Below are 14,944 nucleotides of genomic sequence, written 5' to 3'. Positions count from 1 at the left end.
AATTTAAAGGATTAAATAGCGTGTAAAGGCTATTTAATCCTTATTGAGCGGTGCTACGTTTGTTTACCGGTCTTTGCGCCATGCATCGGCGGTTAATGCTTCACCGAAATGACCGGCTATCAGTCGTTTTGTCAGCTCATGAAGCGGGGAGGCCATCACATCCGCCGTGCTCCCGCGCTCGACAACCTCTCCCTGGTGCATGACCATCACCTGATCGCTGATATGCTTCATCATTCCCAGATGTTGGGTGACATAGATATACGAGATCCCCTGTTTTTCCTGCAATTCCAGCATCAGGTTAATCAGCTGAGAGCGCATCGACATATCCAGCGAGGCAAGCGCTTCATCAGCAATGATCACTTTTGGCCGCAATATCAACGCACGCGCCAGACCCAGACGCTGTTTCTGGCCGGGGGCCAGCATATGCGGGTAGTAGCTTTCGTGATCCGGTAACAGCCCAACCATGCGCAGAGTTTCAAATACGCGCTTACGGCGCGCCTCTGGCTCCAGGTCGGTGTTCAGACGCAGCGGAAAATCGAGGATCTGCGAAATGCGCTGGCGTGGATTAAGCGAGGTAGACGGATCCTGGAAGATCATGCGGATGCGCTGGCTGCGGAAAGAGTAATCCCCGAACGTCAGAGGATGATCGTCAATTAACACTTCGCCTGCGGTCGGTTCAACCATGCCAGCGAGCATTTTCGCCAGGGTGGATTTCCCGGAACCGTTTTCGCCAATGATCGCCAGCGTCTGTTTTTCACGCAGCGTAAAGCTCAGCGGCTTCACCGCGTCGACAGTTTGGCGATGAAACAGCCCCGTGCGGTAGCGAAAGGTCTTACTCAGGTTGCGGACTTCCAGTAAGGTTTCGACCATTTCACTCTCTCTCCATGTTCAGCGGGAAATGACAGGCGTAAAGATGATTTTTCGCCCCGGTCAGGCGTGGCGTCTCGATACATTTACGCTGAGCATAGGGACACCGCGGCCCCAGACGACAGCCTATCGGCAGGGATTCCAGCAGCGGAATCGCCCCCGGCAGGGTATTCAGGCGGCTTTTATGCGGCATCGCGCTGCCAAAATCCGGAATCGCACGGATAAGCGCCTGCGTATACGGATGATGCGGCGCGGTGATCAGGTCTTCACTCGGCGCGGTTTCGACCGTTTGCCCGCAGTACATCACGTCAATTTTATCCGCCCATTTGCTGAGCATTTGCAGGTCATGGCTGATCAGCAAAATGGTGGTGTTGTTATTCTGGTTGAGACGCGACAGCAGGCGGAAGATTTGCGCCTGCGTGGTGGGTTCCATCGCGTTGGTGGGCTCATCCGCAATCAGCAAACGCGGCTGATTAGCCAGCGCGATGGCAATCATCACTTTCTGACATTCGCCGTCGGTCAGCTCATAAGGGAAGCTGCGCATCGCATCTTTGTGATCTTTGATCCCGACGCGGTGTAAAAGCTCGATGGCGCGACGCTTGCGCCAGCCAACGCGCTGCCACCAGCGGCCTTTATAGGTCCAGCCGGGGATGTTCTGCATCAGCTGCTTACCCACGCGTTCGGACGGGTCGAGACAGGACTGCGGCTCCTGGAAAATCATCGAGACGTTATGCCCGACCAGCTTACGCCGCTCGCGGGGGGAGAGGCGCAGCAGATCGATATCATCAAAACGCATACGGTCTGCCGTCACGCGCCAGTTGTCTTTCGCCACGCCGCAGATGGCTTTGGCGATCAGGCTTTTGCCTGAGCCGGATTCACCCACCAGCCCGCGAATTTCACCCTCGGCGAGGGTAATGCTGATGCGATCGACGGCTTTAACCCAGCCTTCACCGGTTTTGAATTCAATGGTGAGGTTGCGAATATCAAGAAGCGGCATTATTGCACCCCCGCATTAATTGCACGGCGAATACCGTCGCCCAGCAGGTTGATGAGCAGCACGCTCACCATAATGGCCGCACCCGGCAGCATAACCGTCCACGGTGCCACGTAAATTAACTCCAGCGCGTCACCGAGCATCGCACCCCATTCGGGCGACGGCAGCTGCGCGCCGAGGTCGAGGAAGCCGAGCGCCGCGATGTCCAGGATCGCCATCGACAGAGCGCGGGTGATCTCAGTGACTAGCCCGGCGGCGATGTTAGGCAGCACGGCAAACCACAGAATGTTGAAGGTCGTCGCGCCGTCCAGACGGGCTGCGACGACATACTCTTTTTCCAGTTCATCATGCACCATGCTGTAAACCGAGCGCACGATGCGGGGCAGGATAGCCAGCCAGACGGCGAACATGGCATGCGACAGATGCGGACCGGCAAAGGCAACCACAATGATCGCCAGCAGCAGGGACGGAATCGACAGCAGCGTATCCAGAATGTGGTTAAGCACCGCCGAGCGCAGGCCATGCGTGGATCCTGCAAAAATACCGAGCGCCAGCCCGCAGATCGTTGCCGCGAGCGTCACCACAAATGCGCCGCCAACCGTCGGGGCTGCACCGCTCAGCAGGCGGCTCAACACGTCACGTCCGAGGTCGTCCGTTCCCAGGAAGAAAGAGACTTCACCGTAGCGCGACCAGGACGGTGGCAGCAGCTGATAGCCAAGGAACTGCTGGTCAATGCCGTACGGTGCAAACCACGCGCCAAAGACGCACAGCAACACCAGACCGGCACAGCCATAAAGGCCGATCATTGCCGTGGTGTCACCATAGAATTTACGCCACACGGTACGCAGCACGCCGGGCGTGCGCTTTTCACTGTATACGCTATCGTAAGGCATACCATTCCTTATGCTTCAATGGGTTAGCCATAGCACCCAGAATATCGGACAACACGTTGACAATAATCACCAGCGAACCAATCACCATCACACCCGCAGAAATAGCGGCGTAGTCCTGCTGGCGAATGGCGTTAATCAGCCATCGGCCCAGACCTGGCCAGCTAAAGACCATTTCGGTGATCATGGCCAGCGTCAGCATGGTGGAAAACTGTAATCCCAGACGCGGAATAACCGGCGGTAGCGCGTTGTGCAGGACGTTGCGGCGCAGTATGGTCAGACGTGACAACCCGCGCGTGGCGGCGGCTTTGACGTAGTTCTGGTCAAATACCTCAATGGTGCTCAGGCGCATCAGGCGGATCACTTCGGTTGTCGGCGCAACCGCCAGGGTCAGCACCGGCAGTACCATATGGCGCAGGGCGCTGACGATCATCTCGTGGCGCCATACCGAATCGGACAGCCACGCGTCAATAATGGCAAAACCCGTCACCGTTTTAACCGTATAGAGCAGGTCAAAACGCCCCGAAACCGGCAGCCAGCCCATCGTCAGCGAGAAGAAGAGCGTCAGCAGCAGCGCCAGCCAGAATACCGGGATGGAGAAGCCGAACAGGGCGAGGGCGCTGATAAACTTATCCTGCCATTTATTGCGGTAGATCCCGGCGAGCATGCCCACGGGGATCCCGACCATCAGGGCAAAGCCGAAGGCCAGAATGCACAGCTCCATCGTGGCCGGGAACACCTCTTTCAACTGCTGGGAAATCAGCTGCCCGTTAATGCTGGACACGCCGAAATCCCAGTGCAGCAGCCCGTTAAACCAGAAGAGCCAGGCATCCCACAGCGACGAACCCTGAAGCGGGGCATGGGGCGTGAAATAGCTCAGGCTGAAGCCGACAAAGTTCAGGAAAAAGAGCGTCACCAGCAGCAAAAGGAGCCGACGTAAGGTAAAAATAATCATGGTTTTTTCACCTCTTGTTCTTTTTCACGCGACACGCCAGCGAACGAGGCGTTGCCGAACGGACTCAGTACCAGACCTTTAATATCATAACGATAGGCCTGAAGACGCAGGGAAGAGGCCAGCGGCAGCACCGGCAGTTCCTGGGCGAGGATCTTCTGCGCTTCATCATAGGCGTCAATACGTGAGGCCAGCTGCTGGGAAGCCAGCGCTTTTTGCAGCACGGCGTCAAACTCCCGGTTACACCAGTGGGCGTAGTTGGTCTGCGAGTTTATCGCCGCACAGCTCAGTAGCGGCCGGAAGAAGCTGTCCGGATCGTTACTGTCGGTCGCCCAGCCGGTCAGGGTTAAATCATGATTCATGTCCATCAGGCGCGCCTCCTGGAAACGGCCCTCAACCGGTACAATGATCACTTTCACGCCCACCTGCGCCATATCTGCTTGCAGCAGTTCGGCGGTCTTGAGCGGGCTGGGGTTCCACGCCTGGGAACTGGTGGGCACCCAAAGCTGCAGCGTCAGGTTTTCTGCCCCCAGCGCTTTCAGCTGTTCACGCGCTTTTGCCGGATTGTATTCCGTAATTTTAGCTTCACCGTCATAGGCCCACGAGGCGCGCGGTAAAATTGAGGCGGCGGTTTCCGCCGTGCCGTAGTAGATCGACTGCATCAGGCGCTGGTTGTTAATGGCCAGCGCCAGAGCGTGCCGAACGGCAGGGTTATTCAACGGCGGTTTATCCGTGTTAAAGGCCAGATACGCGATATTCATGCCGGGGCGTAACGTCAGACGCAGGCGCGGATCGTCGCGCAAAATCGTGAGCTGGCTGGCCGCGGGCCAGGCAAGGACGTCACATTCCCCGGTGAGCAATTTCGACAGACGTCCCGTTCCGCCAGAGCCTAGATCCACCACCACCTGCGGCATCAGCGGCGTACCGCGCCAGAAGTGTTCATGGCGCTGCAGACGAATATATTGACCGGCGCGATATTCGGCCAGCTGGAACGGACCGGTGCCAACCGGCTGGCGATCGAGCAGTTCCTGACGATCTTTTTTCGTCAGGTTCGCCGCGTATTCGGCCGACATGACGGATGCATAGTGGGTTGCCAGGTGCCAGAGGAAGGAGGCATCCGGGCGCGTCAGCGTGAATTCAACCGTGCGGTTGTCCAGTTTGCGCACGCTTTTCACGGTGTCGGCAAACTGCAGGCTGTCGAAATAGGGGAAATTGCTGCCGTTAACGTTATGCCACGGGTGGTTGCGGTTAAAGATACGCTGGAAGGTGAAGACCACGTCATCTGCGTTCAGCTTGCGCGTGGGGGTAAACCACGGTGTGCGTTGAAACGCGACGTCATCGCGCAGGTGAAAACGGTAGGTAGCGCCGTTATCCAGCACTTCCCAGCTTTCCGCAAGCTCAGGCACCAGACGGTAGGTGTACGGGTCAACATCAAGCAGACGATCGTAAAGCTGCGCGGCAAGGGTATCCACAATCAGGCCGCTGCCCGCTTTTTGCGGGTTGAAGGTATCCACCTGGCCGCTTACGCAATAGACGAAGCCGCTGTCACGAATGTCAGGCTGCGGCGTTAGCCCGGGCGCGGCAAAGGCCAGGCTGCTAAACAGACCAAGTGCAAAAAAGGACGATAAAACCAGACGCATAATTTTTAAGGTTTTTAGGTTCGATCTGCAAAGTGTATCGCACTTACGCCTGCTTCGTAAAAATGTCTATGGTAAGTGCTGATATTGTCAGCGCATTTGATGCTTTTTAAGCAATGCCCTTAACTGATGGTAGGTCAGACCCAGCAGTTCAGCCGCCCGTTTCTGGTTATATTTCGCCGTCTTCAGGCTTTGCTCCAGCAGCTGTTTCTCCTGGTCGTGCTGGAACTGGCGTAAATCAAGGGGGAGAGTAGGGTGATCGCCTGAAGACGTTGGCACGGTCAGAGACGGTACGCTGCGTTGAAAAGGGTCGATAATGATGTTGTCCAGCTCTGTCTCGCTGCTGCCGTGGCGATAGACGGAACGCTCCACGACGTTTTTCAGTTCGCGGATATTTCCCGGCCAGTGGTAAGCAAGCAGCGTCTCCTGTGCATAATCGCTGAAGCCGGGGAACAGCGGCAGTCCGAGCTCGCGGCACATCTGAATCGCAAACTGGTCTGCCAGCAGCATGATGTCGCTTTTGCGCTCGCGCAGCGGAGGAAGCTGAACGACGTCAAAGGCCAGGCGGTCAAGCAGGTCGGCACGGAATTTCTCCTCCGCCACCATCTCCGGCAGGTTGGCGTTCGTGGCGCACACCAGGCGCACGTTGACCTGCAGCGGCTGGCTACCGCCGACGCGCTCCAGCTCGCCGTATTCAATCACGCGCAGCAGTTTTTCCTGCACCAGCATGGGCGCGGTGGCCAGCTCATCAAGAAACAGCGTACCGCCGTCGGCGCGCTCAAAGCGTCCGGGATGGCGCTTCTGGGCACCGGTAAACGCGCCCGCTTCATGGCCGAAAAGCTCGGTATCGAGCAGGTTTTCATTCAGCGCCGCGCAGTTAAGGGAAATTAAGGGGCCGTCCCAGCGCCCGGATAAATAGTGCAGACGGTTAGCTATCAATTCCTTCCCCGTTCCGCGTTCACCGATGATCAGTACCGGTTTGTTGAGCGGCGCCAGGCGAGAAACCTGTTCCAGCACTTCCAGAAAACTGTTTGCTTCGCCGAGTAAATTGTCTTTGTATCCAGGCATGATGAAATTAACCACTCCTTAGCGATATTCACCAGGCAAGAATAGTTCTTTACTGCATGAAAATCAATCAGTCTCAGTGAAATCAATAAGATAAAAAGTTGGCATGATGTTTGTATTATCTGTGCAGCAGGGCATAGCCCGATAACAGAACTATGAGGATTTGATTATGGGTATTTTTTCTCGTTTTGCCGACATCGTGAACGCCAACATCAACTCACTGCTTGAGAAGGCGGAAGATCCGCAGAAGCTGGTTCGCCTGATGATTCAGGAGATGGAAGACACGCTGGTTGAAGTGCGTTCTACCTCCGCCCGTGCGCTGGCGGAAAAAAACAGCTTACGCGTCGTATTGAACAAGCTACCGCTCAGCTGAACGAATGGCAGGAAAAAGCGGAACTTGCGCTGCGCAAAGACAAAGAGGATCTGGCCCGCGCGGCGCTGATCGAAAAACAGAAGCTGGCAGAGCTGGTCGCGACGCTCGAGCATGAAGTGACGCTGGTGGATGACACACTCACCCGTATGAAGAAAGAGATTGGTGAGCTTGAAAACAAACTGAGCGAGACCCGCGCGCGTCAGCAGGCGCTGACCCTGCGTCACCAGGCGGCAAGCTCTTCCCGCGACGTGCGTCGCCAGCTGGACAGCGGTAAGCTTGATGAAGCGATGGCGCGTTTTGAATCGTTTGAACGTCGTATCGACCAGATGGAAGCGGAAGCCGAAAGCCACGGCATCGGTAAGCAGAAGTCACTGGATCAACAGTTCGCCGACCTGAAGGCCGATGATGAAATCAGCGAGCAGCTGGCGGCACTGAAAGCCAAAATGAAGCAAGACAACCAATAATAATTCCTGCGGCACCTGAGCGTGCCGCATCGTAAGACAAGGAGTACACATGAGCGCGCTTTTTCTGGCCATTCCCCTGACAATTTTCGTGCTGTTCGTTTTGCCGATTTGGCTATGGCTGCACTACAGCAACCGTTCTTCACGGGGCGAACTTTCCCAGAGTGAACAACAGCGTCTGGTTCAGCTCTCCGATGAGGCGAACAAAATGCGCGAACGCATTCAGGCGCTGGAAGCCATCCTGGATGCTGAACATCCAAACTGGAGGGACCGTTAATGTCTGGACTGAATCTGAACAAAAAGTTGTGGCGTATTCCGCAGCAGGGCATGGTGCGCGGCGTTTGTGCCGGGCTGGCTCATTATCTTGATGTCCCGGTAAAACTGGTGCGCGTGGTCACGGTGCTATCGATCTTCTTCGGACTGGCGTTTATTACCCTGGTGGCATACATCGTCCTGTCGTTTGTCCTTGACCCGATGCCGGAAGGAGAACTGGCTGCGGAAGGTGCCCCCACCAGCAGCGATCTTCTCAATGCGGTTGATGCGCAACTCGCCGCCGGTGAGAAGCGGCTACGGGAAATGGAACGCTATGTCACGTCGGATACCTTTACGCTGAGAAGTCGTTTTCGTCAGCTTTAAGAGAGAGATGAGATGAAACAACACTGGCAACAGGCCGGTCAGAAGGTAAAACCCGGCCTGAAAATCGCAGGTAAACTGGTCCTGCTGACCGCGTTACGGTTCGGACCGGCAGGTGTGGCGGGGTGGGCAATAAAATCCGTTGCCCGCAAGCCGGTCAGAATGGTGCTGGCCGTGGCGCTCGAACCGCTGTTGCAAAAGGTGGCAAAACGGCTTTCTCGCCGCTACTTATCCCAATAATTTCCGCTGGCGTTAGCCCTTTCCCTTCCGGAAGAGGGACTGGCGACGGTTAACCGCATTTCTCTTTTCCCCGTGCTTTCTTTGCGGCAGCTCACAATATTGCGCTGAGCTGCTTTGCAAACACCTTTTTCTCCTTCCCGGTCCGTTGACAGATATTTTTCATGGGAGTAGATTGCCACTTCGTGGGACCGCTACCATGGGAAATGAAATGAAGACAAAAATTAAAGAACTCATTAATCTTGTTTACGGGGAAACGTTTTCTGAAGCCCAGTTTAAGGTGCTGATGGAAAATATTGGAAAGGCCGCTTCTGTTATTACAGAGAAGCGTAAAACGGGATGGGATGAAAAAGATGTTGTTCTGATTACCTATGCCGATCAGTTTTCAGTGAAAGGGGAGAAGGCGCTGCCGGTTTTTACACGTTTTTATAACAAATGGCTTTCCCAATCTTTTTCTCATGTCCATCTTTTGCCTTTTTATCCATGGTCTTCGGACGACGGATTTTCTGTTATTGATTATCATGAGGTTGCGCCTGAAACGGGTGCGTGGCGAGATGTAGCTGAATTAAAACAGTCCACCAGCTTAATGTTCGATTTCGTCTGCAACCACATGTCAGCCAAAAGTAAATGGTTCTCTAATTATCTGAAGCAAACACCTGGCTATGATGATTTCTTTATTTCTGTCGATCCTGAAACAGATTTATCCGCGGTGACGCGTCCGCGAGCCTTACCGCTTCTTACGCCTTTCACGCTGCATGATGGCAGCGTGCGACACCTGTGGACCACCTTCAGCGAGGACCAGGTTGATCTTAACTTTGCCTCTCCGCAGGTGCTGATCGCGATGGTGGACGTGCTGCTGCATTACCTGATTGAAGGGGCGCGATACATTCGTCTGGATGCTGTGGGCTTCATGTGGAAAATACCCGGAACAAACTGCATCCACCTTGAGCAAACCCACCAGCTCATCCAGCTTTTCCGCGCTATCACTGAGGCAGTCGCCCCGGGGACGGTGATTATCACCGAGACGAACGTTCCGCATAAAGATAACGTCGCTTACTTCGGTGACGGTGAAAATGAAGCGCAGATGGTTTATCAGTTCTCTTTGCCGCCGCTGGTATTGCATGCGGTGCATTGTCAGGACGTCCGGACGCTGAGCCAGTGGGCAGCGTCGCTGAGGCTGCCTTCGACGAAAACCACCTGGTTTAACTTCCTGGCCTCGCATGATGGGATTGGTCTGAATCCGTTGCGCGGAATTTTACCTGAGTCGGAAATCCTCTCTCTTGTGGAGAAACTTCAGGCTGAAGGGGCGTTGGTTAACTGGAAAAATAACCCGGATGGTACACGCAGTCCTTATGAAATTAATGTGACCTATCTGGATGCATTAAGTACGCGTGACAGTCTTGATAGCCATCGGATTGCCCGGTTTATTCTGGCGCATGCCGTCCTCTTAAGTTTCCCCGGCGTGCCCGCGGTTTATATCCAGAGTATTCTCGGCTCGCGTAATGATTATGCAGGTGTTGAGCGTCTGGGATACAACCGCGCGATAAATCGTGAAAAATACATTGCAGGACAAATTGATAGCGTGCTTGAAGATAAAAATAGCCTGCGCTCTCAGGTCTATTGCGCATTAAGCCAGTTAATCGCGCTGCGTCGGGCGGAAAAAGCATTCCATCCTGACAGTGAAGCTTATTTTAGTGCGTCAGATGAGCATGTATTAAAAATCGTTCGCGTGGCGGATTGTGGCGAAAAAATAACGGCGCTGTTTAATTTCAGCGATGGCATTCAAACGGTGGAGTCCGATATTCAATCCGGAACGGAGTTGATTGCCGGAAAAGATATTACAGATAAAACGCTGACCCTATATCCATGGCAGGTGTTGTGGATTAAAGAAAACTAAAAAGGACCTTAAAAATGAAAATGCCCAGAATTGTGCTGATATCAGCACTGGTTTCGTGCGCCCTGTTATCAGGCTGCAAGGATGACAAAAAGTCTGCTGTCACCATTGAGTTTATGCACTCATCTGTCGAGCAGGAGCGTCAGGCGGTTATCACGAAGCTGATCGAAAAATTTGAGAAAGAGAACCCCGGCATCACGGTGAAACAGGTGCCGGTAGAAGAGGATGCCTACAACACCAAGGTTATTACGCTCGCCAGAACGGGCGCACTGCCTGAGGTAATTGAAGTCAGTCATGACTACGCGAAAGTCATGGACAAGGAACAGCTGCTGGATCGCAAAGCTATTGGTGAAGCCATTAAAGCGGTAGGCGAGAACACCTTCTATGACGGCATCTTGCGTGTTGTGCGTACGGAAGATGGTTCTGCCTGGACGGGGGTGCCAGTCAGTGCCTGGCTATCCGGCGTCTGGTATCACAAAGATGTACTTGCTGCAGCGGGTATCCAGGAGCCGCATAACTGGGAACAGCTGCTGAAAGCCAGCCAGAGCCTTAACGACCCGGCCAAAAAACATTACGGCATTGCGCTGCCCACCGCGGAAAGCGTGATGACAGAGCAGGCATTCTCCCAGTTTGCGCTTTCCGGCGGCGCGAACGTTTTTGATGCCAAAGGGAACGTCGACATCGATACCCCTGAAATGGCAAAGGCCCTGGCGTTTTATAAAGCCCTGGCCGCGACCACCATGCCGGGTTCAAACGACGTCATGGAGATCAAAGATGCTTTCATGAACGGTTCTGCGCCGATGGCGGTTTACTCCACCTACATCCTGCCGGCGGTATTCCAGGATGGAAACCCTTCCAACCTGGGCTTCGTCGTCCCAACAGAAACATCTTCTGCAGTTTACGGCATGGTCACGTCGCTGACGATTACCACCGGTCAAACCGAAGATGAAACTCAGGCGGCTGAAAAGTTTGTGACCTGGATGGAACAGGCTCAAAACGCAACCGACTGGGTCATGATGTCGCCTGGCGCGGCACTGCCGGTGAACAAGCTGGTGGTGGGTACTGATACCTGGAAAAACAACGATGTGATTAAAGCGTTTGGGCAACTGCCTTACGAACTGATTGCGCAGTTCCCAAATGTGCAGGTGTTTGGTGCCGTGGGCGACAAAAACTTCACCCGCATGGGCGATGTAACCGGGTCCGGCATTATCAGTTCTATGGTGCATAACGTCACGGTAGGTAAACAAGATCTCAGCAACACGCTTAGTGACAGCCAGAAGCGACTGACTGATCTGATTTCACAACGATAGGAGCGCTCTGCGGAAGGAAATTATGAAGACGTTGTTTTCTGGTCGTTCAGATATGCCTTTCGCCATGCTGCTGTTGGCCCCCAGCCTGATTTTGCTGGGGGGCCTGGTGGCCTGGCCAATGATTTCCAATATTGAAATCAGTTTCTTACGTCTGCCGCTGAACCCGCGTATAGATGCGGTGTTCGTCGGGCTCGATAACTACATCCGCATTCTCGGGGATGCTGCTTTCTGGCACTCGCTGTGGATGACCTTCTGGTACACCGCGCTGGTGGTGATTGGCAGCACGGGGCTGGGGCTGGCTGTTGCGATCTTCTTTAACCGTGAATTCCGTATGCGGAAAACGGCGCGTTCACTGGTAATTCTGTCCTACGTTACGCCGTCCATTTCGCTGGTGTTTGCATGGAAATACATGTTCAACAACGGCTACGGCATTGTGAACTATCTGGGCGTTGACCTGCTGCATCTGTATGACCAGGCGCCGCTGTGGTTCGACAATCCTGGCAGCAGTTTTGTACTGGTGGTGCTGTTCGCCATCTGGCGTTACTTCCCGTACGCGTTCATTTCGTTCCTGGCGATTTTGCAGACCATTGATAAGTCGCTGTATGAAGCGGCGGAAATGGACGGCGCGAATGCCTGGCAGCGTTTTCGAATCGTTACGCTACCCGCGATTATGCCGGTGCTGGCAACGGTGGTGACGCTGCGCACTATCTGGATGTTCTACATGTTTGCGGATGTCTACCTGTTGACGACCAAGGTCGATATTTTGGGCGTCTACCTCTACAAAACGGCATTCGCTTTCAATGATTTGGGGAAAGCAGCGGCGATCTCCGTCGTGCTGTTCGTGATCATCTTCGCGGTGATTCTGCTGACCAGAAAAAGGGTAAACCTCAATGGCAACAAATAAACGCGTACTGAGCCGCATTGGTTTTTATCTGGGGCTGGCGGTGTTTCTGGTCATCACGCTGTTCCCGTTCTTCGTGATGCTAATGACGTCATTTAAGAGTGCGAAAGAGGCAATATCGCTTAACCCGACCATATTGCCGCAGGCGTGGACGCTGCAGCATTACGTCGACATCTTTAACCCGCTGATTTTCCCGTTTGTGGACTACTTCAAAAATAGCATGGTGGTGTCGCTGACCTCATCGGTGATTGCCGTATTTCTCGGCACGCTGGGGGCCTACGCCCTGTCCAAACTGCGTTTTAAGGGCCGCACGACGATCAATGCGAGTTTTTACACCGTCTATATGTTCTCCGGAATATTGCTGGTGGTGCCGCTGTTCAAAATCATCACTGCCCTTGGGATCTACGACACCGAGCTGGCGCTGATTATCACCATGGTGACCCAAACGTTACCGACCGCGGTGTTCATGCTCCGCAGCTATTTCGACACCATCCCGGACGAGATCGAAGAAGCCGCGATGATGGACGGCCTGAACCGCCTGCAAATCATCTTCCGCATCACCGTGCCGCTGGCGATTTCCGGGCTCGTGTCGGTGTTTGTCTACTGCTTCATGGTGGCGTGGAACGACTACCTGTTTGCGTCCATTTTCCTGTCCAGCGCCAGCAATTTCACCTTGCCGGTCGGGCTGAACACGCTCTTTAGCACGCCAGATTATATCTGGGGTCGCATGATGGCGGCATCGCTGGTGACGGCGCTTCCGGTGGTCATCATGTACGCCCTGTCTGAACGTTTTATTAAAAGTGGTTTGACCGCCGGTGGCGTGAAGGGCTGAGGCGGCCAATTTTAACAAGGAGTCAGTCATGAAAAAATTAGTTGCGACAGCGCCTCGTGTGGCGGCGCTGGTGGAATATGAAGATCGTCCGGTTGCGGTTCATGAAGTGAAAATTCGCGCTCGCTTTGGCGCGCCGAAACACGGTACCGAAGTGGTGGATTTCCGCGCCGCCAGTCCGTTTATCGATGAAGAGTTCAACGCGGAGTGGCAGATGTTTACCCCGCGTGACGAGGGTTCTGCCCGCGGGATCGAATTCGGTAAGTTCCAGCTGGGCAACATGATTGTTGGCGACATTATCGAATGCGGTGATGACGTCACTGAATATCAGATCGGCGACAGCGTCTGCTGCTACGCACCGCTGCAGGAAACGGTGATCGTTAACGCGGTGAACAACTACAAGCTGCGCAAAATGCCGCAGGGTGCCTCCTGGAAAAACGCCGTTTGCTACGATCCGGCGCAGTTCGCCATGAGCGGCGTGCGTGATGCCAACGTGCGGGTCGGCGATTTTGTAGTCGTGGTGGGGCTGGGGGCGATTGGGCAGATTGCTGTCCAGCTGGCCAAAAAAGCCGGGGCGTCCGTCGTTATCGGTGTCGATCCTATTGAACACCGCTGCGAGATCGCCCGTCGTCATGGGGCCGACCACTGTCTGAACCCAATCGGCACTGATGTCGGTCTGGAAATTAAAAAGCTGACCGGGAAGCAGGGCGCGGACGTGATCATCGAAACCAGCGGCTATGCAGATGCACTGCAGTCCGCGCTGCGCGGACTTGCCTATGGCGGCACCATCTCCTATGTAGCCTTCGCAAAACCGTTCGCGGAAGGCTTTAACCTTGGCCGCGAAGCGCATTTCAACAACGCGAAGATTGTCTTCTCCCGCGCCTGCAGCGAACCCAACCCGGACTACCCGCGCTGGAGCCGTAAACGTATTGAAGAGACATGCTGGGAACTGCTGATGAACGGCTATCTGAATTGTGAGGATCTGATCGACCCGGTCGTGACCTTCACCACCAGCCCGGAAAGCTATATGACGTATGTCGATCAGCACCCGGAACTCAGTATCAAAATGGGCGTCACTTTTTAAGCTAAGGAGAGCAAATCATGAAAATCGCAACGCAAAACCAGGCCTTTTTCCCGACCAATATCATGGAAAAATTCGAGTACATTAAAGCGATGGGTTTTGATGGCTATGAAATCGATGGCCGACTGCTGGTAGAAAACCTCGCCGAGGTAAAAGCGGCCATCAAAGCCACCGGTCTGCCGGTGACGACGGCCTGCGGTGGATACGATGGCTGGATTGGCGACTTCATCGAAGAACGTCGTCTGAACGGGTTAAAGCAGATTGAACGCATTCTGGAAGCGCTGGCTGAGGTGGGCGGCAAGGGCATTATCGTGCCTGCTGCCTGGGGAATGTTTACCTTCCGCCTCCCGCCAATGACCTCCCCACGCAGCCTGGAAGGAGACCGCAACGCGGTAAGCGCCTCCTTGCGCTGGCTGGATGAGGTCGCGGCGCGCACAGGGACGACCGTCTACCTGGAGCCGCTGAACCGCTATCAGGATCATATGATCAACACCCTTGCTGACGCGCGTCGATATATCGAAGAGAACGGCCTGAAGCACGTGCAGATCATCGGCGATTTCTATCATATGAACATCGAAGAAGACTCGCTGACGGATGCGCTGCATCAGCACCGCGATCTGCTGGGCCATGTGCACATCGCAGATAACCACCGCTATCAGCCGGGCAGCGGCAGCCTCGATTTTGCCAGCCTGTTCGATCAGTTGCGTGCGGATGATTACCAGGGTTACGTGGTGTATGAGTGCCGTGTCCGCGCCGAGGATCCGGCGCAGGCTTATCAGGACTCCCTCACTTATTTGCGTGAATGCTAAGGATGACGAGC

General features: G+C 54.6%; 15 protein-coding genes and 1 pseudogene. 10 read left to right on the top strand and 6 right to left on the bottom strand.

Annotation, left to right across the window (positions count from 1 at the left end; translation table 11 throughout):
* Window positions 1–63 precede the first annotated feature (63 nt).
* The 6 genes from sapF to pspF form a co-directional block, all read right to left on the bottom strand.
* Window positions 64–870, bottom strand: coding sequence for a putrescine export ABC transporter ATP-binding protein SapF (gene sapF, locus ACMGG5_RS19010; protein WP_023312051.1), 807 nt, complete (start codon window positions 868–870; stop codon window positions 64–66).
* Between the two features lies 1 nt (window position 871).
* Window positions 872–1,864, bottom strand: a complete 993-nt coding sequence (gene sapD, locus ACMGG5_RS19005; RefSeq protein WP_008501228.1) for a putrescine export ABC transporter ATP-binding protein SapD — start codon at window positions 1,862–1,864, stop codon at window positions 872–874.
* Window positions 1,864–2,754, bottom strand: coding sequence for a putrescine export ABC transporter permease SapC (sapC, locus tag ACMGG5_RS19000; protein ID WP_024907136.1), 891 nt, complete (start codon window positions 2,752–2,754; stop codon window positions 1,864–1,866). The genes sapD and sapC overlap by 1 nt, the downstream gene beginning before the upstream one ends.
* The gene (gene sapB, locus ACMGG5_RS18995; protein WP_024907137.1) at window positions 2,741–3,706 is read right to left on the bottom strand and encodes a putrescine export ABC transporter permease SapB; all 966 of its coding nucleotides are present in this window, start codon (window positions 3,704–3,706) and stop codon (window positions 2,741–2,743) included. Before sapB ends, sapC begins: the two co-directional genes overlap by 14 nt.
* A complete protein-coding gene (sapA, locus tag ACMGG5_RS18990) occupies window positions 3,703–5,343 on the bottom strand; it encodes an ABC transporter substrate-binding protein SapA (protein WP_023312048.1) in 1,641 nt (546 codons plus the stop codon). The genes sapB and sapA overlap by 4 nt, the downstream gene beginning before the upstream one ends.
* Before the next feature lie 87 nt (window positions 5,344–5,430).
* Entirely contained in the window at window positions 5,431–6,408 is a 978-nt protein-coding gene (gene pspF, locus ACMGG5_RS18985) for a phage shock protein operon transcriptional activator (protein ID WP_420278359.1), read from the bottom strand.
* Window positions 6,409–6,574: 166 nt separating this feature from the next.
* Between pspF and pspA the strand changes: the two are divergent.
* From pspA to ACMGG5_RS18935, 10 genes and pseudogenes are all read left to right on the top strand, one after another.
* Window positions 6,575–7,242 (top strand): annotated as a pseudogene (pspA, locus tag ACMGG5_RS18980) (phage shock protein PspA).
* A gap of 49 nt (window positions 7,243–7,291) precedes the next feature.
* Window positions 7,292–7,516, top strand: coding sequence for an envelope stress response membrane protein PspB (gene pspB / locus ACMGG5_RS18975; RefSeq protein WP_023312045.1), 225 nt, complete (start codon window positions 7,292–7,294; stop codon window positions 7,514–7,516).
* Window positions 7,516–7,875, top strand: coding sequence for an envelope stress response membrane protein PspC (pspC, locus tag ACMGG5_RS18970; protein WP_008501237.1), 360 nt, complete (start codon window positions 7,516–7,518; stop codon window positions 7,873–7,875). The genes pspB and pspC overlap by 1 nt, the downstream gene beginning before the upstream one ends.
* Window positions 7,876–7,887: 12 nt before the next feature.
* Window positions 7,888–8,112, top strand: coding sequence for a phage shock protein PspD (gene pspD / locus ACMGG5_RS18965; RefSeq protein WP_023312043.1), 225 nt, complete (start codon window positions 7,888–7,890; stop codon window positions 8,110–8,112).
* Window positions 8,113–8,320: 208 nt separating this feature from the next.
* Window positions 8,321–10,006 carry a sugar phosphorylase gene (locus ACMGG5_RS18960; RefSeq protein WP_420278358.1) on the top strand — a complete coding sequence of 562 codons (1,686 nt, stop codon included), beginning with the start codon at window positions 8,321–8,323 and terminating at the stop codon, window positions 10,004–10,006.
* A gap of 14 nt (window positions 10,007–10,020) precedes the next feature.
* On the top strand, window positions 10,021–11,313 hold the full coding sequence (locus ACMGG5_RS18955) for an ABC transporter substrate-binding protein (RefSeq protein ID WP_024907143.1): 1,293 nt from the start codon (window positions 10,021–10,023) through the stop codon (window positions 11,311–11,313).
* A gap of 22 nt (window positions 11,314–11,335) precedes the next feature.
* Window positions 11,336–12,217, top strand: coding sequence for a carbohydrate ABC transporter permease (locus ACMGG5_RS18950; protein WP_022648300.1), 882 nt, complete (start codon window positions 11,336–11,338; stop codon window positions 12,215–12,217).
* Window positions 12,204–13,046 (top strand): carbohydrate ABC transporter permease, encoded by an 843-nt coding sequence (locus ACMGG5_RS18945; RefSeq protein WP_023335920.1) that lies wholly within the window; start codon window positions 12,204–12,206, stop codon window positions 13,044–13,046. The genes ACMGG5_RS18950 and ACMGG5_RS18945 overlap by 14 nt, the downstream gene beginning before the upstream one ends.
* Window positions 13,047–13,074: 28 nt before the next feature.
* Window positions 13,075–14,127, top strand: coding sequence for a zinc-dependent alcohol dehydrogenase (locus tag ACMGG5_RS18940; RefSeq protein WP_090416712.1), 1,053 nt, complete (start codon window positions 13,075–13,077; stop codon window positions 14,125–14,127).
* Between the two features lie 17 nt (window positions 14,128–14,144).
* Complete coding sequence (locus tag ACMGG5_RS18935) at window positions 14,145–14,933, top strand: sugar phosphate isomerase/epimerase family protein (RefSeq protein ID WP_248271899.1); 789 nt, start codon at window positions 14,145–14,147, stop codon at window positions 14,931–14,933.
* Window positions 14,934–14,944 lie beyond the last annotated feature (11 nt).

The sequence above is a fragment of the Enterobacter sp. BNK-34 genome (assembly GCF_048684445.1).
Taxonomy (GTDB): domain Bacteria; phylum Pseudomonadota; class Gammaproteobacteria; order Enterobacterales; family Enterobacteriaceae; genus Enterobacter; species Enterobacter pseudoroggenkampii.
This window is presented reverse-complemented; position numbering and strand designations above follow the sequence as displayed.